General features: G+C 50.4%; 22 protein-coding genes and 1 tRNA gene. 16 read left to right on the top strand and 7 right to left on the bottom strand.

Features of this window, described 5'->3' with window-relative positions:
• Nucleotides 1–148: 148 nt before the first annotated feature.
• Both NV375_RS12580 and NV375_RS12575 read right to left on the bottom strand, forming a co-directional pair.
• Nucleotides 149–3,583, bottom strand: coding sequence for a translocation/assembly module TamB domain-containing protein (locus tag NV375_RS12580; RefSeq protein ID WP_258808511.1), 3,435 nt, complete (start codon nt 3,581–3,583; stop codon nt 149–151).
• Complete coding sequence (locus NV375_RS12575) at nt 3,580–5,328, bottom strand: autotransporter assembly complex family protein (protein ID WP_258808510.1); 1,749 nt, start codon at nt 5,326–5,328, stop codon at nt 3,580–3,582. Before NV375_RS12575 ends, NV375_RS12580 begins: the two co-directional genes overlap by 4 nt.
• 179 nt (nt 5,329–5,507) lie before the next feature.
• Between NV375_RS12575 and NV375_RS12570 the strand changes: the two genes are divergently transcribed.
• The 3 genes from NV375_RS12570 to rimI all read left to right on the top strand — a co-directional run bounded on the left by NV375_RS12570 (nt 5,508) and on the right by rimI (nt 6,492).
• Nucleotides 5,508–5,584 (top strand) — tRNA-Trp (locus tag NV375_RS12570).
• Nucleotides 5,585–5,659: 75 nt separating this feature from the next.
• The gene (locus NV375_RS12565; RefSeq protein WP_258808509.1) at nt 5,660–6,040 is read left to right on the top strand and encodes a hypothetical protein; all 381 of its coding nucleotides are present in this window, start codon (nt 5,660–5,662) and stop codon (nt 6,038–6,040) included.
• Nucleotides 6,037–6,492, top strand: coding sequence for a ribosomal protein S18-alanine N-acetyltransferase (gene rimI, locus NV375_RS12560; protein WP_258808508.1), 456 nt, complete (start codon nt 6,037–6,039; stop codon nt 6,490–6,492). The genes NV375_RS12565 and rimI overlap by 4 nt, the downstream gene beginning before the upstream one ends.
• Here the strand turns inward: rimI and NV375_RS12555 are convergent.
• Nucleotides 6,489–6,800, bottom strand: a complete 312-nt coding sequence (locus NV375_RS12555; protein ID WP_258808507.1) for a metalloregulator ArsR/SmtB family transcription factor — start codon at nt 6,798–6,800, stop codon at nt 6,489–6,491. The two genes, rimI and NV375_RS12555, sit on opposite strands and share 4 nt — an antisense overlap.
• Nucleotides 6,801–6,815: 15 nt before the next feature.
• Entirely contained in the window at nt 6,816–7,031 is a 216-nt protein-coding gene (locus NV375_RS12550) for a DUF2892 domain-containing protein (protein ID WP_126774169.1), read from the bottom strand.
• Between the two features lie 181 nt (nt 7,032–7,212).
• Between NV375_RS12550 and NV375_RS12545 the strand changes: the two genes are divergently transcribed.
• Genes NV375_RS12545 through deoD form a run of 5 tightly spaced genes read left to right on the top strand, consistent with a single transcriptional unit; the run spans nt 7,213 to nt 11,709 of the window.
• Entirely contained in the window at nt 7,213–7,641 is a 429-nt protein-coding gene (locus NV375_RS12545) for a cytidine deaminase (protein WP_258808506.1), read from the top strand.
• Entirely contained in the window at nt 7,638–8,414 is a 777-nt protein-coding gene (gene deoC / locus NV375_RS12540; RefSeq protein WP_258808505.1) for a deoxyribose-phosphate aldolase, read from the top strand. Before NV375_RS12545 ends, deoC begins: the two co-directional genes overlap by 4 nt.
• On the top strand, nt 8,414–9,751 hold the full coding sequence (gene deoA, locus NV375_RS12535) for a thymidine phosphorylase (protein WP_258808504.1): 1,338 nt from the start codon (nt 8,414–8,416) through the stop codon (nt 9,749–9,751). Before deoC ends, deoA begins: the two co-directional genes overlap by 1 nt.
• Before the next feature lie 2 nt (nt 9,752–9,753).
• On the top strand, nt 9,754–10,980 hold the full coding sequence (locus NV375_RS12530; RefSeq protein ID WP_258808512.1) for a phosphopentomutase: 1,227 nt from the start codon (nt 9,754–9,756) through the stop codon (nt 10,978–10,980).
• Nucleotides 10,981–10,998: 18 nt separating this feature from the next.
• A complete protein-coding gene (gene deoD / locus NV375_RS12525; protein WP_258808503.1) occupies nt 10,999–11,709 on the top strand; it encodes a purine-nucleoside phosphorylase in 711 nt (236 codons plus the stop codon).
• 45 nt (nt 11,710–11,754) lie between these two features.
• Here deoD and NV375_RS12520 read toward each other — a convergent pair whose 3' ends face one another.
• Nucleotides 11,755–14,214: a S8 family serine peptidase gene (locus tag NV375_RS12520; protein ID WP_258808502.1), complete on the bottom strand. Its 2,460-nt coding sequence runs from the start codon at nt 14,212–14,214 to the stop codon at nt 11,755–11,757.
• A gap of 165 nt (nt 14,215–14,379) precedes the next feature.
• On the opposite strand from NV375_RS12520, the gene prfC reads away from it, so the two are divergent.
• Together prfC and NV375_RS12510 are read left to right on the top strand one after the other, a co-directional pair.
• The gene (gene prfC / locus NV375_RS12515; RefSeq protein ID WP_258808501.1) at nt 14,380–15,969 is read left to right on the top strand and encodes a peptide chain release factor 3; all 1,590 of its coding nucleotides are present in this window, start codon (nt 14,380–14,382) and stop codon (nt 15,967–15,969) included.
• 2 nt (nt 15,970–15,971) lie between these two features.
• Nucleotides 15,972–16,781: a TatD family hydrolase gene (locus tag NV375_RS12510; RefSeq protein WP_258808500.1), complete on the top strand. Its 810-nt coding sequence runs from the start codon at nt 15,972–15,974 to the stop codon at nt 16,779–16,781.
• Here the strand turns inward: NV375_RS12510 and NV375_RS12505 are convergent.
• Nucleotides 16,732–17,304: a hypothetical protein gene (locus NV375_RS12505; protein WP_126774155.1), complete on the bottom strand. Its 573-nt coding sequence runs from the start codon at nt 17,302–17,304 to the stop codon at nt 16,732–16,734. The genes NV375_RS12510 and NV375_RS12505 overlap by 50 nt on opposite strands.
• 54 nt (nt 17,305–17,358) lie before the next feature.
• Here NV375_RS12505 and serB point away from each other — a divergent pair, with 54 nt between their 5' ends.
• Genes serB through NV375_RS12480 form a run of 5 tightly spaced genes read left to right on the top strand, consistent with a single transcriptional unit; the run spans nt 17,359 to nt 21,804 of the window.
• Nucleotides 17,359–18,009, top strand: coding sequence for a phosphoserine phosphatase SerB (gene serB, locus NV375_RS12500; RefSeq protein WP_258808499.1), 651 nt, complete (start codon nt 17,359–17,361; stop codon nt 18,007–18,009).
• A 21-nt stretch (nt 18,010–18,030) separates the two neighbouring features.
• Nucleotides 18,031–19,392, top strand: a complete 1,362-nt coding sequence (gene radA, locus NV375_RS12495) for a DNA repair protein RadA (protein WP_258241195.1) — start codon at nt 18,031–18,033, stop codon at nt 19,390–19,392.
• Nucleotides 19,392–20,111 carry a hypothetical protein gene (locus NV375_RS12490; RefSeq protein ID WP_258808498.1) on the top strand — a complete coding sequence of 240 codons (720 nt, stop codon included), beginning with the start codon at nt 19,392–19,394 and terminating at the stop codon, nt 20,109–20,111. The genes radA and NV375_RS12490 overlap by 1 nt, the downstream gene beginning before the upstream one ends.
• Nucleotides 20,099–21,055: an iron ABC transporter permease gene (locus NV375_RS12485; RefSeq protein WP_258808497.1), complete on the top strand. Its 957-nt coding sequence runs from the start codon at nt 20,099–20,101 to the stop codon at nt 21,053–21,055. The genes NV375_RS12490 and NV375_RS12485 overlap by 13 nt, the downstream gene beginning before the upstream one ends.
• Entirely contained in the window at nt 21,052–21,804 is a 753-nt protein-coding gene (locus NV375_RS12480) for an ABC transporter ATP-binding protein (RefSeq protein WP_258808496.1), read from the top strand. Before NV375_RS12485 ends, NV375_RS12480 begins: the two co-directional genes overlap by 4 nt.
• Here the strand turns inward: NV375_RS12480 and NV375_RS12475 are convergent.
• The gene (locus NV375_RS12475) at nt 21,801–23,120 is read right to left on the bottom strand and encodes a S41 family peptidase (protein ID WP_258808495.1); all 1,320 of its coding nucleotides are present in this window, start codon (nt 23,118–23,120) and stop codon (nt 21,801–21,803) included. The genes NV375_RS12480 and NV375_RS12475 overlap by 4 nt on opposite strands.
• A 142-nt stretch (nt 23,121–23,262) precedes the next feature.
• On the opposite strand from NV375_RS12475, the gene nagZ reads away from it, so the two are divergent.
• Nucleotides 23,263–24,276, top strand: coding sequence for a beta-N-acetylhexosaminidase (gene nagZ / locus NV375_RS12470; RefSeq protein ID WP_258808494.1), 1,014 nt, complete (start codon nt 23,263–23,265; stop codon nt 24,274–24,276).
• Nucleotides 24,277–24,284 lie beyond the last annotated feature (8 nt).

The raw sequence follows: 24,284 nt of genomic DNA, 5'->3' as shown, positions 1-24,284 counted from the left end.
AAAAGCCCTCAGCTAACGCTGGGGGCTTTTTTGTTGTTCGCTCTTCGCACGCTCACTGCGTTCGCTCTTCGCACGCTCACTGCGTTCGCTCTTCGTTGTTGGTTTCAACAAACAGCGAACAGCAAACATCGCTCTTTGCTTTTATCTATTAACGCTCGAAGGTGTAGAAGATGTCGCCACCTTGAGCCTGACTACTGGTCATGGTTTCAATGAGTAAACGCTCAGTTAATTGGTAGCGAACCATAAAAGTATTCGTACTCTCTAGTAACCCCACGCCATATCTGACAAACAGTTTTGGCGATAAATACTTACCGATATAAAAAGACGTTTCGCGTGTGTTTGGATCGTTATCAATACCGAACTCATCGATACCAAAAGAATCTTGTAACGACTCTCCAATAGCTTCAGTTCCCTTGGCTCCCAACATAAGCAATGCCTGTAGCTGAATGTCGTCAGATCCCGTTGATGATGCCGACTGCATACTCTTACCTAATATCAGGTACGAAAGAATCTCTGAATCAGGCATGGCTGGTGTCGAGAATAAACGAAAATCTGGCTCAGTTAATGTTCCTACCACCTGTGCGCCAACGTTGACATTGCCAGCGCTATTGCCATTCGATATGTCGCGTTTCACTCTCAGGTTTAAGCCTGGATTACTGATATCGCCACCGTTATAGATAAAGGATCCGCGATCAATGTTTAGCTCTTGTCCATAGATTTCATAGCTACCTTTAGCGACATTGATACTACCGATTGCGGTGGTCGGACGCCGCGGTTCCTCCATAATCTCCAAGCTACCTTGCAGTCGACCGGTAAAGCCGTACGCGTCAACTGTCACTTGTTGCCCTAGGTTAACGCGAATTTGGGCGTTGACCTCTAATTCATCTCCACCTACCAATGCTTCTTCGACGGGCTTACCGTCGCGGGTAATAATTACATCGCTACTATTGCTGACGGAAGTTTCAAAATCAGGGGCTGCAATCGCCGCAAATGGCACATCGACAGTACCTGCGATATCGATCGTACGATTGTTAACGTGAACGGTTAGATTTGGGCTTACATCGACGGTCGCTGTAGGCATTTGCAAAGCACGGAAATTTTGTCCGGTAATCTTCAAATAGGCTTCAGCATCGAGCGGCATGGCCACCCCCTCAACTAACACCCAGCCGTCGTCACCCGCTTTAGCTTGACCTTGAATCTCTATCTCATCCTCAGTTTCAGCTTGATCGATCAAAGCGAGCCGAACGTCATTGAAGACAAAGTTGGTTTCTGCGAAGACGACGGACTCCGCATAGACCTCCATATCACCACTGAAACTGGGTTCTGCTAATGTGCCAGTCAGACTAAGCTGAGCCGTGGCTTTGCCACCGTTGTAGCGCATGCCGGGTAAAACCCAGTCAAGCATTGCTAAGTCATCCAATGCAAATAGCAGATTTCCCTCAACTTTAGGCTCGGTGTAGATATCTAGTAACGCCAGGTCACCGAACAAGCCACCTTCATTGTTAGCGAGTTGACCTTCGACTTCAGCGGTAATGGCATCGGCATTACCACGAGCTGCGAGCTCCCAATACGATAGTCGGGTACTTGTCTCTTGGTTTAAGGCGAAAAATACCGTGTTGTCGCTGGTTAACTGCAGTCCGAGGTCGTTCATTTGAAAGTTATCGCGACTAAAAGTTGTCGTCGCATTGAGCGAAACTAACCCAGCAATGCGCTGCGCTACGTCGCGCTCTCGGAAACGATTCAATAACCATAGCGAGAGGCGCTCGCCAGTTAGGTTCGCAATAACGCTTTCTTGGGTAAGGGCCAACTCGGTGCATAGTACTCCAAATTGGTTAGCGTCATGCTGTAAACACAGTTTATCCAATTCCGCCTGCCAAACCTGATTTTGTTGTTTAATTGCTAGCTGTGTTGGTTCGGTGAGTAGCCAACTGTCTAAACTGGCTGTTTGGAGCTTAAATTGCTGGAATAAGATTTGAAATTCGCTGAGCTGTGCCTGCGTATCAATACTAAACTCGGTTTCAAGCGATTGCAGTTCACTCAAACCCTCAGGAAGGTGAGGGAGCTGTTGAAGATCTTTAACTAACAAGCTACCACGCAAATTGTCATTAGCGGTTGAACCGTTCAACTGAAGTTCGGTTTGGCCAAGTGCTATAGCTAGCTCGGAGAAGCTAAGTTGATTGTTGTTTAGTTCTACGCTACCTGCGAGTAACGCTTCATTACCAGCAAGGCCTATGGTACTGCGTCCTGATTCAATATCTAAACTAAGGTTTAACGTGTTTTCCCATGACGCCTTAAGCGTCCCACGCATTTCAAACTCAGGGCTCGAAAGGGAAAGCTTCGCAACTTCAAGGTGTTTCATAGACCCAGAGCCATCAATCTCAGCTGTTAACTCTTCGACGAGAGATTGCCTGCTGGTTTTCATGCTCATGACGGATTGGTTCACAAATTTAAAGTCACTGAGGGTTCCGACCAACTGAGTAAATCCGACTTCGGCTTGGAGACTTAGGTCTGCGGACTGAAAACCTAAATTCGTGTAAGAAATAAGTAGGTCGAACGGCATCTGTTCATAGCTACTATTAAAGTTGTTATGTTGCCAAAATCCGTTGAGCGTCACTTCGCCTCTACGAGCCAAATTAATTGCGGTGACTTGCTGCAGTTGAATTTCGTTATTATCGACGTGGACATGGCCCGATAAAGCCGACGTTGCGGTGATATAACGTTCACTAACGTCTGCGTAATCGATTAACCAAGGTTGGATCAAGCTTAACGGTAGCTCACTTAAATTAAGCTCGCTTTGCCATGTTGGGTTCGCCAGTGGTGAACTGACGCTGGCAGTGAATTTCTGCTCTGGGGTATTCGCCCCCTTGAACGTACTCGTTAGCTGTAGAGGCACCTCTTGCAAAGCACCTTCCACATTAACTGTGCCTTCGACCATCGGAATACGCGCGTCAACGAACGCTAATGTATAACTACCGACGACCTTTAATGGGTAATTCTCTTTAAGGCGAGCAGAAACACTGCCGTTATGAGCAAAACTAAATTCTGGTTGCTCTGCGCGTAAAGTGAGTCCATTAAGTTTCAATTGACTGTCAACTAGGCTCAGCGAGCTCGATAATTCGATGGTTATGGTATTGAGCGAGCCCGCACCGTCAGCAGCTTGGAAGGCGAAATTAGTGATAGTTAATTCAGCAACATCCACTGCAAAAGGCAGGTCAATAGTGGGTAATACAATAGCGTCGTCGTCGCGCTGAGCTTGCTCTAGAAGCTGCAACTTTGAGTTATACAGGCTTAGTTTTTCAATGGTTAACTGACTATCCAACAATTCCCAGGGGCGCCAAGCCACAATGACCTCGTCGGCACTGTAGCGTTGTTTGGGCGTTTGTAATACGAAGCCATTGAGAGTGAGTTGATCAATAAGACTACCCTCGAGTTGGTCATAGCTCACTGTTACCGGGATAAACTTGAGCGCCTGCGACAGCATGAAGCGCGAGCCGGTCGTGGTGCTGACTAACACGTATAGTAAAATCGGTACGAGGATGAATAAGGCTACAATCACGGTAGCTAATCGTTTTAACCATCTCATAAGTCTGGCCCTATGGTTAAATGCAAGCGCCAAGGTTTATCAGGTTCATCTACTGCTTGTGCGACATCTAAGCGAACAGGGCCGATCGGCGATAGCCAACGTAGTCCAACCCCATACGTCTGCTTCCAGCTCATTGACCAATCCATACCGCTATTACCAACGTCAGTGAACAGGGCAACACGCCAATTGGGCGCTACTAAGTAATCAACCTCGGCGCTGGCGACGCCAAGGTAGCGGCCCCCAACCACGACACCTTCGTCGTTGGTTGGACCTAGTTGTTGATAGGCATAGCCGCGGACACTATGGTCGCCCCCCGCAAAAAAACGTAATGATGGTGATATTTCTTCGAATGCATTGGTTTCCATTGCGCCTAATTCTGCGCGCGCGAGTATGCGCCACTGCTCGTTGAGCGAATAAACAGCTTTACCGCTTAGGGTTAGCGAATAAAATGTGGCACTCGACAGAACGCTATCACTCGCCCCTTGGAGTCGCACACTGACGCGGTAGCCACTATCGACTAAGTTTCGGTTGCGTGGGTCCAGATTGCTACTGACATAGCTAAATTCGGCGCTTGGCACCAAAAAGTTCGACGTTTCTCGGGGATCTGTGCCAAAGCGAAAGTCTTCTTGTTGATAGCTTAATTGGTAGGTACGCTGCCAGCGGTCGTAATGGCGTGTATCGCGCACACTGGTTCGATACAGCGTCGACTGTAGCTCTTCATAACTGCGATCGATGACTTCACCAGTGAGACTGTATTGATCTCGTGCCGGGTTTTTGCCTGGAATAATGTAATCAACAAAGCCCGTGCTTTGTACCTGCGAAAGTCGCAACAGACTCGAAATTCGGTGCCCTCTGTCATTTACCCAGCGTCGGTCAAAGGCTAGCGTAAGGCGCGCACCTGTGTCGGTGCCATAGCCTGGGCCAACTTGATAGAAGTCGCGTTGATTAGGTGTCACCCGCACTGATACCGGAACGTGTTGGCTTTCTGCTTCTTGCCATAACGGTGCAACTTCCACGGTTTCAAAATAATCGCTCCCAGCTAGTGCCACTTGCAGATCCAGCAGGTCGCGGGTGTGAAACCAATCCCCTTCGGCAAACTGAAAGTAACGTTCGATAAATTCGCTCGATAAATGGTTACAGCAGATTGCAACGGAACCAAAACGGAATCGCTCGCCGCTGGCGTAGGTGAGTCGTACCGCCGCACTAGCATCACTCAACTCGACGTGGAGTTCTTGCTGGGTAAACTCTGCGTCGTAATAACCGCGTTCGGCAGCGAGGTTGCGTAGCATGGTCTTTACGCGTTCGTAATCGACGTGACGTAAAGGCTCGCCAACTTTCACCGGAAACCGTTTGCGTAACTCTTTATAAGCCTCGTCTTGTCCTAGTGCGCCAGTAACATTAATGGCAACTTCGCTGATGCGTGTGCGCTCACCCAGCTCAATAGCGTAGGCTACTTCGATTTGTTGTTCGCTAGTGTTGATGTCGGTGTCGACCTTCGTATGGTAATAACCAAAAGGTTGAAGCGCTTGTTTAATTTCAGCTTCACCTCGACGCGCTAGGAAACGCACGCGGAAAATACTCGGCGCCGCTTGGCCTGAGTATTCTAATATCCCAAGGTAACTCTCGACGTTGCTGGCAAGTTCACCATCAACACCGCTGTATGAGACTTTTAAAGTTGCATCGTTTCGCTGTTGTTGGGCGTTAGCGGCGTCGCTCAGCAAACACCCACAGAGTATAACGAGCAAGCCTATTCCATTGCGTACGATCACTTTGCCACCGTTACTTGCTTATTGAATCGCTCATAAAAATGAGTATATCAGAGCAATTACATGAAATCGGTGAAAAAACCCGCAAGTGAACTGTAAATAGCTATAAAACACTTGCCAGCACACAAGTGGCCAGTATAATTCGGGTTCTACTTTGCAGGGGTGTAGTTCCAATTGGTAGAACAGCGGTCTCCAAAACCGACGGTTGGGGGTTCGAATCCCTCCACCCCTGCCACTTTTAAGTCATCTCCAAATTCGCTAAGCTACAACCTTCTTCATTTTAGTGTGGGCGTTATCACTCGGTGTCGCTATGACCATTGATCACAAGAATCCTCCGCTTTGGAGCACGCAACAACAGCAAGCGCTTGCCGCACTTAAATTGACCTTGTGGCGCAGCAAGGGCAATGATGAACAACCTGCGGTCGCAGCGGAATCTACCGCGAAAACCGTTAATTGTTACAAAGCTGGGCCTTGGCTATTCGTAAGTGCTAAGCCGCTCGCTGTCGACTTGCCTGTTTGGTTGCGTGACCTTACTCGAGCCTGCTCGGGCAGCGCTGAGCGGCCAGCAGAAGTGAGTCCTTCGGCTGTGGCTGAATGGCAACAAGAGTTGGTGTTGCAGCTTGCGGAGAGTCTGCCGTCAGCCGCAGACAAGAAAGCGCTGTGGCGGCACATTGCTCATCGAGAACAATGATCACTCGATTAACTCATTATGACCCTCGCATGTTGGCGATTGAGCAGGCAAGCCATGTTGTTCCTTGGTCAGAGCGCACGCTCGAATCCTGTTTTCAAGCAGACTACCGCGTCTATGGTTGGTTTGCGGGCACGGAAAAAGTGCTGCAAGGTTTCTATATTGCACATCTGGTGTGTGATGAATTGACGTTGATGAACATTGCCGTGCATCCCGACTTACAAGGGCAGGGCATAGGTCGTTTACTGATACAGCATCTGTTAACACTGGCAACGCAAGACAACGCAAGTATTTGGCTCGAGGTCAGAGCATCAAATAAGCCAGCCCAAGCACTCTACTTGAGCGTAGGCTTTAGCGAAGTTGGTCGACGGCCCGATTACTATGCAGTGGCAAATGGCCGTGAAGATGCAATAGTCATGCGTTGGCGAGTTGCGGACAAAATGAAAAAAAGTTAAAAGTCTGGGCAGAATTTAGTTTTTAACAGGCGCATGAATTGCAAGGTGTCTTCGTCATTAATTGAATAATAGATCGTTTGCGCTTCTTTACGAAATTTGACCAAGCCTTGTTGCCGCAATACTGCCAAATGCTGCGAGAACGCTGACGGGCTCAATGGGAAATGCTGATTCAACACACCCACGCTCTGTTCACCATTGGCTAGGTGACAAAGGATTTGCAGGCGATGTTCATTGGCAATAGAGCGCAAAAATGTAGCAGCTTGTTGCGCTTCTTCCTGTTGCATTTCTTCGATTGTCAGCGTACTCATTCAGTATTCCTATTCTTATTCCGATCTAGCTAGTTCCCGTTCTGTTTTTAAACCAAAAAGTTTGCGTAGCGCAAGGCTTGCTGGACAAAAACCAGTAAACGACTGCTGAAAAAGGTTAGCACCTATAAAAACGGTCAACCAAACAAAGTTTGGATGTACCCATACAGTTAATGCGACCGATAACAGTACCATGAAACCAGCAAAAGCTGTTAGTGCGCGTTCGACAGTCATAAAACACCTCTATTAAGTTGTAGCTAATTTAGAGTTATCTTAAATATAGATTAGGCTGCCGAATTTGTCCATAGTTGCAGTACGAAAATAACACCCCTTAGCGATTTCATTGATCTCGCTGACTTGGAACAGAGAACCGAAAAGAGTAAGCTGATCGGCCGAAGATCAAGAAAGAAACATTATGAATAACGAACTACATCAATTGGAATTCCTCCGCCAGCATGCAAAGCAAGCAAGCGAAAAAGCTTACGTGCCTTATAGCCAGTTTCCTGTAGGTGCTGCTTTGTTGATGAAGAGTGGGGAAGTGATTAGCGGCTGCAATGTTGAGAATGTCTCTTATGGTTTATCTAATTGCGCCGAACGAACAGCTGTATTTAGTGCTGTCGCGCAAGGCTACGATGCCAGTGATATCGCTGCGGTAGTGGTGTACACCCCTGGTGATAAAGCTTACGCTCCTTGCGGTGCGTGCCGACAAGTTCTCGCTGAATTTTTGGCTACCGGTACGCCGATCGTTTCGACGAGCGAGCGACAAATGCGGCAGTGGGCGATTGAAGATTTACTCCCTGATGCCTTCGAATTCGATGTGAATGCTTATCGGAAACCGCTATGACCAGAAGCGAACGAGATGTCGCGCAACTTGCGTTGCGCTTGATGGATTTAACTTCACTGAATCAGTCTGACAGTCCCGCGGCAATTACCAAGTTGTGCATAAGCGCAGCTTCGTCGTATGGCAGCCCTGCCGCATTGTGTGTGTTTCCCGAATTTGTGATCTGGGCTAAGCATGAGTGCGAACGACTCAACTTAACGCAGGTAAAAATTGCCACGGTAACTAACTTTCCAATGGGCAGTATTGATGTTGCTCGTGGCGTGGCCGAAACAGAGCGAGCTGTGGGCGCAGGTGCTGACGAGGTTGATGTTGTTTTCCCTTACCAAGCCCTCACTGCCGGTGATGAAAAGGTTGGCTATGACATGGTGCAAGCGTGCAAGCAGGCCTGTGCAGAGCGTGCGCTGTTGAAAGTAATTTTGGAAACCGGTGAGTTACAAACGCCACAACTCATCCGCCGAGCCAGCGAAATTGCGATTCAAGCTGGAGCAGATTTTATTAAGACATCGACTGGTAAAGTCGCAGTCAATGCCACTCCTGAAGCCGCAAAAATTATGCTCGAAGCGATTCACGAAAGCGGAACGCAATGCGGATTTAAAGCTGCTGGCGGCGTCCGCACAGCGGCTGACGCGGCAGTCTACCTTGATCTTGCCGAACAGATTATGGGACCAAGCTTCTTGTCGCCAGAGCGTTTTCGGTTTGGTGCGAGCGGCCTTTTAACCAATTTACACGCTATTCTTGCTGGACAAAGTCCAGCATCAGCAGGGACGAGCTATTAATGTTTTTACCGCAAGAGATTATTCGCAAAAAGCGCGACGGAGGCACACTAACTCGCGCCGAAATTGACTTCTTTGTTCAAGGTTTGAGTGACAACTCGATTGCCGAGAGCCAGATCTCGGCTTTAGCGATGGCGATCTTCTTCCAGGGCATGAGTATGCAGGAACGGGTTTGCCTGACTGAAGCGATGCGCGATTCTGGGCAAGTCTTACATTGGCACGATTTAGATCTTGATGGACCCGTACTGGATAAGCATTCCACCGGCGGTGTTGGTGATGTCGTGAGCCTTATGCTGGGACCAATTATTGCCGCCTGTGGCGGTTATGTGCCAATGATTTCGGGACGTGGACTTGGCCATACCGGCGGTACGTTAGATAAAATGCATGCCATCCCGAACTATCAACCGTTTCCAAGCGATAACCAATTTCGTCAGGTCGTGAAAGATGTGGGCGTTGCGATTATCGGTCAGACAGGTAGTTTGGCTCCGGCTGACAAGCGCTTCTATGCTACGCGAGATGTTACTGCGACAGTTGAATCCGTGCCTTTGATAACGGCTTCTATTTTGTCGAAGAAGTTGGCAGCAGGTCTTGATGGACTCGTGCTCGATGTGAAGTGCGGTAACGGTGCCATCATGCCTAACTTGGCACGCGCAGAGGAACTGGCGGAGAGTTTAGTTACGGTAGCGCAAGGCGCAGGTCTCAACACCAGTGCGCTTATTACTGACATGAATCAGGTGCTCGCGCACTCCGCTGGGAATGCCATAGAGGTTCGTGAGGCGATAGCATATTTACGTGGTGACCATCGTACGCCACAGTTACATAAAGTCACGGTGGCGCTCGCTGCCGAGATGTTGTTGCTAGGCGGTTTGGCGCGTTCGCAAGAAGCCGCCGAACAAGCTGTTGATAAAGCCTTGGCCAGTGGTCGAGCTGCGGAAAAATTCGCTGCGATGGTGAAGGCTTTAGGCGGCCCTAGTGATTTGCTTGACAACGCCGCTACGCACCTACCGCTAGCTAAGGTGGCGCGGCCGGTATTTGCAACGGCGGAACAGTTAGCGGCGGGCCATAAGGTTACGCATATTGAAACACGCCAAATTGGCTTAGCTGTGGTTGCATTAGGCGGTGGTCGTCGGCGCAGTGAAGATGAACTCGACTACAGTGTTGGGCTTGAGCATATCGCTGCCTTAGGGCAAAACGTTGACGAACAGACGCCGTTGGCACACATTTATGCTGCTGACGAGACCAGCTGGCAACAGGCTGCAGAAACAGTTCGTCAAGCATTTCGATTTAGCAATGAAGCGAGCGATTTACCGCCCGCTGTTTATCGTCGAATTGGAGCCTAATGATGGCGCGTGCAATTGTCCTCGTACTTGATTCTTTCGGTGTCGGCGCCGCCGCCGATGCGGCAAAATTTGGCGATGAAGGGGCGAATACGTTAGGTCACATTGCTGAACAATGTGCGCAAGGCCAAGCCGACGAAGGGCGCAGGGGGCCTTTGCAGATACCGAACTTAGTGGTGCTTGGCTTAGCCGAAATTAGTCGCGGCGCTACTGGCAGCTATCCTCCTGGTCTTACCCCTATTCCGCAGTGCCGTGGGCGCTATGGTTGGGCACAAGAGCTCTCTTCGGGAAAAGATACGCCGTCAGGACATTGGGAAATGGCAGGGGTACCGGTGCTATTTGAATGGGGTTACTTCACTAACAAAGACGCATCGTTTCCGCCCGAATTACTTGACGAGTTGCTGGCGCAAGCAGCGCTGCCAGGTTATCTGGGGAATTGTCATGCATCGGGTACCGAGATCATCGAGCGCTTAGGTGCTGAGCATTGTCGGACGGGAAAGCCCATTGTTTATACGTCAGCGGATTCGGTTTTTCAGATTGCCTGTCATGAAGATACTTTTGGCTTGGAACGCCTTTACGAAGTGTGTGAAGTTGCCCGGAAGTTGGTCGATCCCTACAACATTGGACGCGTCATCGCGAGACCGTTTAAGGGCTCAGCCGAGAATGGCTTTGTGCGTACCGCAAATCGCCGTGACTATGCGACACCACCACCTGCACCGACGGTACTTGATAAACTCAAAGCTGCGGGCGGTGAAGTTATTAGTATTGGCAAAATTGCCGATATCTTCGCCCACCAAGGCATTACGCAAAAATACAAGGAGGATGGTTTAGAGGCGTTAGTGGCGAAGACGCTTGAAGTGATGACCCAGGCGCCAGAGCGAAGCTTGATCTTCACCAACCTGGTTGATTTTGACACCTTATATGGACATCGCCGTGATGTGGCTGGGTATGCCCGCGCATTGGAGACCTTTGATCGTTTGCTACCGAAGATTCTCGCGGAGCTGGAACAAGATGATATCTTGATTATGAGCGCCGATCACGGTTGTGATCCGACGTGGCCGGGCACCGACCATACACGGGAATATGTGCCGATAATGATGTACGGCAAGAATCTTCCGGCGCATAACTTAGGCCGTCGCGAAAGCTTTGCTGATATAGGTCAAAGTATCGCCGAGCTGTTGGAGCTTGAGCCGATGGATTATGGTATTTCTATGCTCCCTCAACGACTTTAGTGACAGGATAGAATCAACGTGCCAACACCCCATATCAACGCGGCGCCCGACGCATTCGCACCAACGTGTTTACTCCCAGGCGATCCGTTACGGGCGAAGTTCATCGCCGAAACCTACTTGAACGATGTTACCTGCGTTACCGATGTTCGTAACATGCTGGGTTTTACCGGAACCTACCAAGGCGAGCGAATATCGGTGATGGGCAGCGGCATGGGGATGCCCTCTTGCGCAATCTATGCGACCGAGCTTGTTCGCCATTATGGGGTAAAACGTATTATTCGCGTCGGTAGCTGTGGCGCCATCCAACCTGAAGTACAGCTGAATGATGTGATTATTGCGAATAATGCGAGTACCGACTCGAATATGAATCGTCAGCGTTTTGGCGAGTTTGATTTTGCCGCTTGTGCAACCCCGCGCCTTGCACATCAATTTTTAAAGTATGCCGATGCAGCAAAACAGACGGTGGCCATCGGGCATGTGTTTTCGACCGATAGCTTCTATGACGCACCAGATTCGAGACTGGAACAGTTACAGCGCATGGGCGTGCTGGCGGTAGAAATGGAAGCGGCAGGGTTGTATGCCATTGCCGCGCAATACAAGGTGCAGGCGTTGTGTGTGTTGACGGTTTCCGATCATATTCTTAGTGGACAGCAATTAACCAGTGCCGAACGGCAAAGTGGCTTTGCGAAGATGCTTGAGTTCACTCTGAACGCGCTTCATAACAAGTAAAAAAAGCCGCCACCCGCAAGGGTGACGGCAGGGACTAACCTCGATTTAATTTGCGATGCGCGGCAACAATTGGGTTACATCGCGGGCAAATTCCGCTCGTGTTACCTTTTGGTCGCCATTAAAGTAGGCTTTTAGGCTCGGTTGTAGATCAAATGGGCCTTGTTCAACTTCGAGCTCCACTTGTGCTAACCCCATGTTTAAAGCCAGTTGCACATAACCGCGCAGCTCTGCTGGAATCGCTAAGCTATCCTCAAGCTCGATGATTTGGTCAAACCGAGCTACCTGAATAGGTTGTTCTGGATCAAAGGATGTTGCAACAGATTCTAAGCCGAGGGCTTGGACGAGCGTATAGGCAACCGTTGTGCGATCGACCGCGTCTTGACTGCCAAATAGCGAACCGGATGATGGGAATAGCAACGGGGCAGCAGAGGCAGCTCGCAGAATGCCATCGCGTTCTGTGGTCGCATTTGCGAATGCAGCACTCGGGCCAAGAGTATCGACAAACTGTTCTTGATTCCCTTTGGTTGATTGCCGTACTAGGCCTGCCAGCGTTAAGGCATCAGCAAGCTCAATTTTAGTTAGCCATTCGTCGGCGGCAAATCCTGTTGCACGAGCATCCATCAGACGTTCATTGATCGCCAACTCAATAAAAGCTCGCGCCGGGTGATTGACAGTGTCGTCGATGCCTTCAACACCTGCAGTTTCAACGAAGCGAATGGCGACATCGGTGGCGGAAGGAATACCGATACCATTGGTGACGCCCAGTGGGTCAAGCGTTAGGCCACTTACCGAACCAATACCGCGAGCATAGACTTTCCATGTGCCGGCGACTGCTGGCGCACTCACGCCAACCGATGACCCCAACAACGGTAAACCGATACCTGAGCCATAACGATTGCCATTCGGATCTTCCAGCACAAAAGCAGTGCCAGTTTCGATCTGTGCATTGGCTAAGACAAGGGTCGCCGAGGCTGGCACATTAAAGGTTTCGAACGCACTCTCGCCAACAGGTACATATTCGACGGTGCGGGTAAAGCTGTCACCATTGCGCAGTAATGCGTTTGCGTTGAATTCACGATTGAGTTTAACCGTGTCGCCAAAGTCATCGGCATTTCCTAGCGCCGCTGTTACTGCTGCATGGGCGTTAACATAGCCAGCGCCAGCTTCCCAAGCATCACGTCCCGGCATAACGGTGGCGGTATCTTGCAGGATTTGTTTGACTTGTTGCCATTGCAAATTCGGATTAGCTTCAAGCATCAGTGCAACAATCCCTGAGACATGTGGCGCTGCCATGGAGGTGCCGCTAGAAAAGGTGTAGTAAGGGAGTTGTTCCGGCGGCAGTTCCTCGGAATCCTGTGTTGCGCTCAAGGTTCCCGTGCTTGATAGTGAGGCTCGGGCGGAAATGATATCGACGCCAGGTGCGGTGATTGTTGGCCGATCTTCCCATGTAAAGGTTTCGCCATCAATCGTCACTGAGCCTGACTTGCCATCGACACCGCGCGAGCTAAAGTCTGCTAATTTGCCTTCTTTGTCACCGGCCGCGACAGTAATAACCCATGGTGCCTTTTTGAAGTTGCCAGTAATGGTGGATTCCCCGGGGCCTGAATTACCCGCCGAGAACACGGTGATAATGCCATTGTCCGCAAGCGCTTTGGTCGCGACGTTGGTAGGGTCATCTGGGTTGAAATCAGTGCCGACATCACCGGTGTTACCAAATGAGTTTGAGATCACACGAATGTTGTAAATAAACTGGTTGTTGAGTGCGTAGTCGAAGCCGCCTAAGGTATCCAAAATGAACAGCGCCGCGCCTGAACCATAGCCGATAATCGATGCACCCGGCGCAACCCCTGCGTGCTCACCTTTACTCATGGCGCCAGTGCCAGCAATTGTCCCAGCTACATGCGTGCCATGACCGCCGGCGATATCGGTATTCGCGACATTTTCTTGATAAGTAATTGGCGCCACGCCCGACAAGCTGTTTAAATTGACTTGCGCCAAAACATTTTGCACCACGTGTTGTGGATACAGTAGATCGCCGTGCGTACCGTCAACACCTGAGTCATTGACCACCACGCCGACGCCGCGACCCGAGTAGGGCACTCCGGAAGAACGGAGGGTCTTATCCGCACGCAGTTTTTTGACGCCTGTGAGTTCGGTTGCATCACCATTCTCAAGTTCTAGTCGGTCGTTATGCCATACGGAACGAACGTCGTCTCGTTGGTAAATCGCTTCGATTTGTTCTGCGGTAGCTAAGGCACCCACCATTGGTAATCGCTGTAACGCAACACCGTTGATACCTAGGCGTTCGAGAGCCTCCATCTGACTTACAGAAGGCGCATCAGTTTGCTCAAAAGTAATAATAACTGGATGTAAAACATCTGCTTGGGCTCCTGCAATTAATGCTTGAAGATCCGGGTCAAAGGTTTTTGCAAGCGTATTGGGTACGGTAATTGAGAAGGCGAGAGCCAAACTCAGTGCCGACAGTTTGGTTGTTGTTTTCATCATGAACTTCCTCGATTTATGTTGGTAGACGCTCTAACCTTGGCATGAGGGGGGATGTAGTGAAATAGGGGAGAACCCCCAACATTGAGGCGCCAACACCCACAGATATGTGATAAAATTCACGATTCAAATTTAAATCGTTTGTGGTGATATGAGGAATAAGAACTGATGAGTGGTAGTGGTTTGAGCAGCGAAGTCAATAAACGCAGAACATTTGCGATCATCTCGCATCCGGATGCGGGTAAAACGACTATCACTGAAAAAGTTCTGTTGCACGGACAGCGCTTACAAAAGGCCGGTACTGTAAAGGGTAAAAAGTCTGGTCAACATGCGAAGTCTGATTGGATGGAAATGGAGAAAGAGCGTGGGATCTCGGTTACCACCTCAGTGATGCAGTTCCCTTATCGCAATGCCTTGGTGAACTTGCTAGATACCCCAGGCCACGAGGACTTTTCGGAAGATACCTACCGCACACTGACGGCAGTGGACTCCTGTTTGATGGTGATCGATGGCGCTAAAGGTGTCGAGGATCGTACCATCAAGCTGATGGAGGTGACGCGTTTGCGCGATACGCCGATTATCACGTTTATGAACAAACTGGATCGTGATATTCGTGACCCACTTGAACTGCTTGACGAAGTTGAAAGCGTTCTCAACATCATGTGCGCACCCATTACTTGGCCGATTGGGTCGGGTAAGAATTTCAAGGGTGTTTATCACCTTATCGATGACGAGACGATTCTCTATAAAACGGGCCAAGGCCATCGGATTCAAGATCGCGAGGTCATTAAAGGTCTGGATAATCCTGAGCTTGATGCTCGTATTGGCGATTATGCTGATGATTTGCGCGAACAGATCGAGTTGGTGCAGGGGGCTTCCAACGAATTTGATAAAGAACTCTTTCTAGCCGGTGAGCTTACCCCGGTCTATTTTGGTACCGCATTAGGCAACTTTGGTGTCGATCACATGCTCGATGGTCTGGTGCAGTGGGCGCCCACACCGTTGCCACGTGAAACCGATGAAGGTAAGCAAGTAAGCGCCACGATGCCAGAGTTCTCAGGCTTTGTATTTAAGATTCAAGCGAATATGGATCCAAAGCACCGTGACCGTGTTGCCTTTATGCGCATCGTGTCAGGCAAATATGAGAAAGGCATGAAAATGCATCAGGTCCGCATCGGCAAAGATGTGCGCATCGCCGACGCCTTAACGTTCTTGGCCGGTGATCGAGAGCACGTTGAAGAGGCCTATCCGGGTGACATTATTGGGTTGCATAACCACGGTACGATTCAGATTGGTGATACTTTTACCGCTGGTGAAAAGTTTAAGTTTAGTGGTATCCCGAATTTTGCACCTGAGCTCTTCCGGCGGATACGCCTAAAAGATCCGCTGAAGCAAAAGCAGTTGTTAAAAGGCTTGGTGCAGCTCTCTGAAGAGGGCGCCGTGCAAGTATTCCGCCCGTTAGCCAACAATGACTTGATTGTCGGCGCGGTAGGGGTGCTACAGTTCGATGTGGTCGTTCACCGCTTGAAGTCTGAATACAATGTGGACGCTGTGTACGAGTCAATTAATGTTGCTACAGCGCGTTGGGTATCGAGCAGTGACGAACGCAAACTCGATGAGTTCCGCCGCAAAGCTGAACAAAATTTGGCACTGGATGGTGGCGATAACTTAACCTATATCGCTCCGACCATGGTGAATTTAAACCTCGCTGCAGAGCGTTATCCTGACATTGACTTCCACCACACGCGTGAGCATTAACCATGGTTGAGAGCCTCTTCGATACCCATTGCCACCTTGATTTTGAGGTGTTTGATGCGGATCGCGAAGAGGTTCTCCACCGCGCCGCGCAAGTAGGCGTGCAGCACATTTTGGTGCCTGGAACGCGACGCATGGAGCATTTTTCGCCATGCTTCGAGCGCGGCTCGCACATACAGTTACATCGTGCCGTTGGCCTGCACCCCTACTTTATTAAGCAGCACCAAACCCAAGATCTCGATTGGGTTGCCAAGCAATTGCAACACGACAAGCGGTTATTGGTGGGCGAAATAGGCTTAGATCGCACCTGTCCCGAGTGGCAAAAGCAATGCGAGCTATTTGAACAGCAGGTGCAATTAGCGGTGCGTTACCGGCGACCTTTGATCCTACATCACCGTAAGTCGCAAAGTGACTTGCTGGGTCTCCTTACCCCCTACCTTGCTGAGCTACCACAGTGTAAAGGCGTCTTGCACGCCTTTAGCGGTAGTAGCCAGCAAGCGCACGACTGGATTGCGAAGGGCTTCAAACTTGGTGTTGGTGGCACTATAACTTATGCTCGGGCTGCGAAAACGCGGGCTGCAATTGCCGAGGTGCCGTTATCGGGCTTGGTGTTGGAGACCGATGCACCAGATATGCCTTTGGCCGGCCATCAGGGCAAGCGTAATGAACCATCACGGCTCGCTGATATTTTTGCAGCCCTTACTGAACTGCGGCATGAGTCGGCGTCCGAACTGAGCCAAAAACTGTGGGAAAACAGCCTAGAGCTTATTGATTTTCTTGCGGCGGACGCCAGCGACGATAGCGCCATTTATTGAAAGTGATGGTGATTAAAACGCCTGCGAGTAAGGCAAAAATAATCAAGTATTGTCCGTAATAAGTTAGATATTCGTGAGTCGCAAGCGGTTCGGCGAGCAATAGAGGTTGGTTAACGGTAACGTGAAGATAACCATGAATGACCGGCTCTTCACGGATCTCTTCGACCAGGACAAACACCTGTTCGGGTTGCTCGGTTACCGCATCAGCACTAACAACTTCGCGTCCATAGGTGTCGTAGATAGCACTAAATTCTACCAAGCGATGTTGGCTCAGTTGATCCACTAAGGCCTGCAGCTTTTCTTGGTCATTTTCGATGAGCCAATAACGCGCCTCATGGCCCGCTTGTGTGGCCATGAGTTCGACAAGCTGTTGGCTATGCGCCTGTAAGTCTGCGAGACTGGTTTGCTGCATGCTACTCCATAAGTTTTCGATCAGAATGATCAGGAGTAGCGCAGCAACTAATCTTCGTCCGCGGCGATAGACAAGCTTGATGATATTGATAACATGCTGAGTTGTCGTCATGACAAAACTATACGCTGGGAACACCGACGAGAGCAACTAAGAAGAAGAGAAACAATGCCGAATTTACAACAGCCTGGCTTGGTTGTGTTCGATATGGACTCAACGCTGATTACCATCGAGTGTATTGATGAGCTGGCCGCCCTAGTCGGGAAGAAGCCCGAAGTGAGTGCGATTACCGCAGCAGCGATGCGCGGCGAATTGGATTTTGCCGAAAGTTTGCGAGCGCGGGTTGCCTTGCTGCGAGGCGTACAAGAGCAGCAACTTGAAACACTTTTTCAGCCCATCCCGTTGAGTCTCGGCGCTGCTGAGTTGTTGACTTGGTTTCACGCTCAAGGTTGGTACACAGCGGTAGTTTCTGGCGGCTTTACTTGGTTTACCGAACGGCTTGCCGCAACTATTGAATTAGATGCTCACCACGCCAATGCACTGCAGTGGGCGGGTGGACAACTCACCGGCACGGTTGCTGAGCCTATAGTTGATGGGGCAAGTAAGGCGCGTTACTTAATTGAATTGGCGCAACAGTGGTCGATTCCGCTAAGTAACACGATTGCTGTTGGTGATGGCGCCAATGATGTTGCGATGCTAACGGCTGCAGGTTTTGGCGTGGCGTACTGCGCTAAGCCAGCTCTGCGAGACGTCGCCGACCTGGCAATTGATTTCCCCGATTTGATGCAGCTTGCTGATCATTTGAGCACGTTGGCGTAATTTGTAACTTGAGTGAGCGTTATGGCAAAAGCAAAAACAGCCTATGTATGTAATGAATGCGGCGCCGACTTCGTGCGTTGGTTAGGGCAGTGCACCGAGTGCAAGGCATGGAATTCGCTTAGTGAAGTTCGTTTAGGCAATGCGAAAAGTGCAACTGTAGAACGTCGTGGCTTTGCTGGTGCTACACAAGCAAAGGTGCAAACGTTGGCTGAAGTCGACCTCGAAGATCTGCCACGGTTTAGTTCAACCTACCAAGAGTTCGATCGGGTGCTAGGCGGTGGTATCGTGCCCGGCTCAGCAATTTTGATTGGCGGCTCACCGGGCGCGGGTAAAAGTACCTTGTTGCTGCAAACCATGTGTCAGTTAGCGGCCGCCATGAACACTTTATATGTGACAGGCGAAGAATCTTTACAGCAGGTAGCATTACGGGCACAACGCTTGGGCTTGCCGACTGACAAGCTGCGCATGCTTGCCGAAACTTCAGTGGAAACAATTTGCGACTTGGCAGACCGTGAGCAACCCAAAGTTATGGTTATTGACTCGATTCAAGTGATGCACCTTGCGGATATTCAATCGGCGCCAGGTAGTGTTTCTCAAGTTCGCGAATCAGCAGCTTACTTGACGCGGTATGCCAAGCAAAAAGGCGTCGCCATTATTATGGTGGGTCACGTGACCAAAGATGGTTCACTCGCTGGCCCCAAGGTACTTGAGCACTGCATTGATGCCTCCATTTTGCTGGAGGGAACTGCAGATTCACGGTTTCGTACGTTAAGGGGCAACAAGAATCGCTTTGGTCCAGCGAATGAATTGGGTGTTTTCGCGATGACCGGACAGGGCTTGCGTGAAGTAAGTAATCCCTCAGCGATTTTTTTGCAAAGAGGTGAAGAACACGGCAATGGTTCCGTAGTGATGGTCATTTGGGAAGGCACGCGGCCACTACTTGTTGAGCTACAAGCTTTAGTGGATGCCAGTCAACTGGCTAATCCGCGCCGCGTCGCTGTCGGTACCGAAGCAACACGTTTGGCGATGCTATTGGCCGTGTTACACCGTCATGGTGGACTACATATGTCCGATCAAGATGTATTCGTTAACGTGGTTGGTGGTGTGCGGGTTACCGAAACGGGAGCCGATCTTGCCTTGTTGCTTGCTATTGTTTCGAGTTTTCGGGAGCAGCCGTTGCCACGAGACTTAATTGTGTTTGGTGAGGTTGGTCTAGCTGGTGAAATTCGGCCGGTGCAGAATGGCCAAGCACGTTTGAACGAAGCTGCTAAGCACGGCTTTACCCGCGCCATTGTGCCAGCCGGGAATCGTCCTAAGGATGCAATTGCCGGTATGGAAGTGATCGCCGTGAAGAACCTGCAACAGGCACTAGAGGCCATCTAATGGTTGCAGAATTGCTGTTGGCGAGTGTCATTGTGAGTTTGAACCCTTGTTTTGATGACTGGCTGCCACAGTGGTTGGATGAGGACACAGAGGTTGTCACGACGCAAACGCATGGTCAGCGTCTTGAAGCTATCTTGCTACAAGAGCCCGACAGTGTGGTCGCCGGAAGTTTCGTCAATCGCTCGTTGCGACTGGCCTTGGAGGCACGAGTAAAACTGGTCACTCTGCCCTATGTAACAACAACTGAGCAGTGGGATGCTGCGCTACAGCAATTAGGTCAAGAGCTCGAGCACGAGGCTCAACTACAGCATTGGCGTAGTAAGCAACGTCGGCAGTTGCAACGCTTTAATTTACAAGCACTCGGCGAAGTCTTGGTGCTAATGCCGAACGCTTACACGTGGGGGCTGGACAGTTGGGTCGCCCACTTGCTGCAACAGCGCGGTACGAAATTATCGCCACTTATGGGCGGCGGCCAACTGTTGCGCCTGAGTTTGGAGGAGGTGTTATTGACCCAGCCTGACACCGTCATACTTGAGGGCTTCTCGAGTGATTACGCCCGCGCTCATGATTGGTTGTGGCACCGAGCGATGCAAGATTGGTTAGCGCAACGACATGTTGTCGAGGTGAACGGTGCAATTGCCGGTTGCTCGGACCTGCGTGCGGTTGATTACCTTAAGAGTATAAGTCCCGACAATGGAGCGCACCTATGGGGCGACTAACACTAGCTGCTTTAGTGCTTTTCATTATTGCCGTGATGGCTCTGCATACCTTGCTCGGCTCGACTGGATGGGGCATGGCCGTGTTGGGCGATAATGCGGCGATGATTTTTTATGAACTACGCTTACCACGCATGTTGCTTGCGTTACTGAATGGTATCGCTTTAGGTGTCGCTGGCGCAGTGCTGCAAGTGCTTTTTCGTAACCCGCTGGCGGAACCTGGAATTACCGGTGTTGCAAGCGGCAGCGCGCTTGCTGTGGTGTTGGTGCTGTACAGTGGCCTAGTGTTGCCTAGTTTATGGGCTTTACCGGCGATTGGTATGTTGGGCGGATTGTTGAGCCTGATCGCGCTATGGTTGATCGCGGGTGGCAACACCAGTGGTTTTCGACTGATCTTGGCTGGCGTCGCAGTGGCTTCGCTTGCTGGCGCATTGGTTGCATTAGTCTTAAATTTGGCACCTAATCCATTTGCTTATCTGGAGTGGAGTTTATGGTTGCTAGGCTCGGTGGCGAACCGTGGCTGGGAGCAGGTCCTATTGATGTTACCCAACATAGTGCTCGCTGGCGCTGTTTTATATTGGCAGCGCAATTATGTCGATGCGCACATTTTCGATGTCGCTACGCTTGCCACACTTGGCTTTCGGCAGCGTTTCGCGACGTGGTGGGTGCTGCTTGCGGTCACGTTGCTAATTTCAGCGTCAGTTGTAACTGCTGGGGTAATTGGCTTTATCGGATTACTTGCGCCGCATGCGGTGCGTCTTTTGGGCGAACATCGGCCGCTTCCGTTGATTGCGTTGAGTGGTCTTTGTGGTGGTGGCCTGTTGGTGTTGATTGACGCTGTGGTTAAAACCATCCCTACGACAGTCGAACTGCAACTTGGCGTGGTGGCGGCGTTTCTGGGCGCGCCATGGTTAATTTATTTATTGGCAAAGCAGAGGTTTGCGTGAGTCTGGTCTGTGAAGAGCTGAGCTTTGGTGCACGACTCCAACAGGTAAGTTTTAGTGCAGCAACGGGGCAGTTGGTTGGCATTATCGGCGCGAATGGCGCAGGTAAAACGACATTGTTGCAGGCATTAACTGGACAGTTGGCGCCAACCACCGGTAGAGCCACATTTGCGAATGCTACGATTGCGCAATTAGCGCCGCTCGAGCAGCGCAGGTTAATTGGTTTTCTGCCGCAAAATCCTGCCGCTCATAGTGATATAACGGTTGCTCACTTTTTACGTAGTGGCTTGGTTAACTTATCTCTACGCCAATCGCCGTCAGCTGAAGTGAAGCGCGTGGTAGCGTTGCTAAATATTCACGATTATCTAGCCCGTCCACTGACGCAGCTCTCCGGTGGTGAACAGCGCCGCGTACAGCTCGCTCGCGCTTTGCTTGGCGATCAACCGTGGCTAGCCTGTGATGAACCTACCGCAAGCCTTGATTTGCATTATCAGCTGCATGTAATGCAGCTACTTAAACGTCTTGCGCAGCAGGGAAAAATGATAACCGTTGCCTTACACGATCTGAGCTTAGCCGCACGTTTTTGCGACCAGTTAGTGTTACTAAATAAAGGTCACTTGGTTGCTGCTGGCGAGCCAGCAACAGTACTTACCGACGACAACTTAGCGAGCGCTTTTGGTATCTCGGCACGTTGGTTGTGCACCGAGCAAGGCGTCGCACTATTACCGTCGTTGCTTAAGCAGCCATCTTAGAATTCGCGGCGCCATTGTTCGAGTAAGTTGTAGCGTTGCTTGTCTGCTTGGCTATCCGCACTAAAACTTTGCGCTTGGTTGAGTTGTGCGCTCGGACTACAACTACCAAAGCTGATGAAATATTTGGCTTCATCTAGCAACGGATCGCCATTAACGCCCCAGTCACCCGCTAGTGTATCGGCAGCCGAGCATTGTGGTGCGAGACCATCAAAGTAGCGGCCTTCACCATCGGCGTTAACGGTTTCAAAGTTGATCACGAAACTGCGTTTGTCACAGAATGGCTGTGGCGACTGACCCACGGGTTTGCCGCAGGTTGGCTGGCCAACCACAACAACATCAACGTAAGGTTTAAGGCCATTAATGATGAGTTCTGAGGACGAACAGCTTGCTCCGGTTGTCAGCACGAACACGCGGTCTAGATCAAGTTGTTGTACACCATCGACTAACTGGAATAACGAAGTATTGTTGCGATCCGAATTTTTATCGTTATAGATAAGTGAAACAAAGGGGTTGCCAATGACGTTGTCCCCCGCTGCTTGGCTTGCCGCTTGGTTCGCATAACGAATAAGTCCACCACCGTTATAGCGCACATCAATAATGAGCTCATCGACGCCAACGAGCGTATCGTAAGCACTATTGAGATCTGCACCGGTGCGGTCGATAAAGCTATTGAGAACATAGTAGCCGACGTCCTTGCCATCTTGGGCAAAACGGTCAACGGCTAAGACTGTATTGGTTTCAACTGCGGTTTTGGTAATGACGTCGGTTTGCTCTTCACCGTTGGGTTTCTGCCAGCTAAATGTCACCGAAGTGCCCTCTTCCGCTGGGCCTAGCGCTGAATTCAAACTGCCATTTGCAATTAACGTTGCGACTGCGACGCCATCAATCTCGATAATTTCGTCGCCGCGACTCATGCCGACATTGGCTGCTGGAGATTCGGCAAAAACATAATTAAGGAACAAGCGTGAGCCAACCACGCGGCTGGAAAAACCGAAGCCAATGTACTCGGCGTTGACGAAACGCTCTTGATATTCTTGCTCTGTAAGGATGTAGCTGAACCGATCCTGAGGACTGCGAATGGCGTCGAGTAGGGCGTCCACAGACGGGTAACTCGTTGGATCTATTCCGGCCGGAATATCTTCGTACCAAAAATAATTCTCGCGCATGTAGTCAAGAAAGTAACTATTTTGTTCGGCGATGGAACACCCTCCGGTGTCGGGTGAACTATCATTGGAGCCGCCACCGCAGCTAGCGATGAGCGGCAAGCTACCTACGAGTGCTAGTGCGCGAATAATGCGATTGGAATGGAATAACATGGTCGGCTCCTTAATTCCGGTGAATACTCTTTATATATAGCCTTGCGACGAACAAGTCTAGTCCTCGAATTGGTTAGTGACGTGCCGCAGATTTTTTGGCAAACTGCCTCCTTTCATACGTATCAAGTGCGACGGAAGTTCTATGACGGCAGTAATGATAGACCTTGAAGGTACCGAGTTAACGCAAGCGGAACGTGAGTTAGTGGCGCACCCGGCCGTGGGTGGGGTCATCTTTTTTGCACGTAATTTCGCTTCTCAAGAGCAACTTCAAGAGCTGGTTCGACAAACCCGTGCTGCTGCTAGTAATCCGCTTATTCTCGCGGTTGATCATGAGGGCGGCCGTGTTCAACGCTTCCGTGAAGACTTTTCAAAGATCCCTGCGATGGGGACGATTCTGCCAGAAAGTAGCTCAATGGAAGAAGCGCAACATATTGCGCAGGAGCTTGCTTGGTTGATGGCGAGCGAAGTTCTGGCGATGGACATCGACATTAGCTTCGCGCCTGTCCTCGACGTTAATGGCATTAGTGAGGTGATTGGTGAACGGGCGTTTGCATCCTCAGCCGAACAGGTATCCGTTCTCGGCCGTGCTTGGATTAAGGGCATGCATCAAGCTGGGATGAAAGCGACTGGGAAGCATTTTCCAGGACATGGTTCGGTGCAGGCTGACTCCCATATTGCCGCGCCCATTGATGAACGACCATGGGAAGCGATCCGGCGGACCGATTTACCACCATTTATAGAGCTTGCTAACTGTATAGATGCGATTATGCCCGCGCATGTTATCTATCCTGATATTGATGATAAGCCAGCGGGTTTCTCCGAGCGGTGGCTGCAGCACATTTTACGCGCCCAACTGGGTTTCAAAGGTGTGATTTTTAGTGATGATTTAGCTATGGCTGCCGCACACGCGGCCGGTGATATGCCTGACCGCGCTCGTGCGGCGTTGCGCGCCGGATGTGACATGGTGCTTGCCTGTAACGATAGAAGTGGCGCCGAAGCCGTACTTATTGCCATGGAGCAGGAACTCGCCACTATCGAGCGGCAGCCAAATAACTGTTATGAGCGTTTGGCAAAATGTGCCGCGCTGGCGATGCCAATGTTACGTAAACATCCGCGCTGGCACCAAGCACAACGCATACTTGAACGATTCAGCTGAGTTTATGA

Origin of the sequence: Pseudidiomarina sp. CB1 (assembly GCF_024752025.1) — a bacterium.
GTDB lineage: Bacteria > Pseudomonadota > Gammaproteobacteria > Enterobacterales > Alteromonadaceae > Pseudidiomarina.
This window is presented reverse-complemented; position numbering and strand designations above follow the sequence as displayed.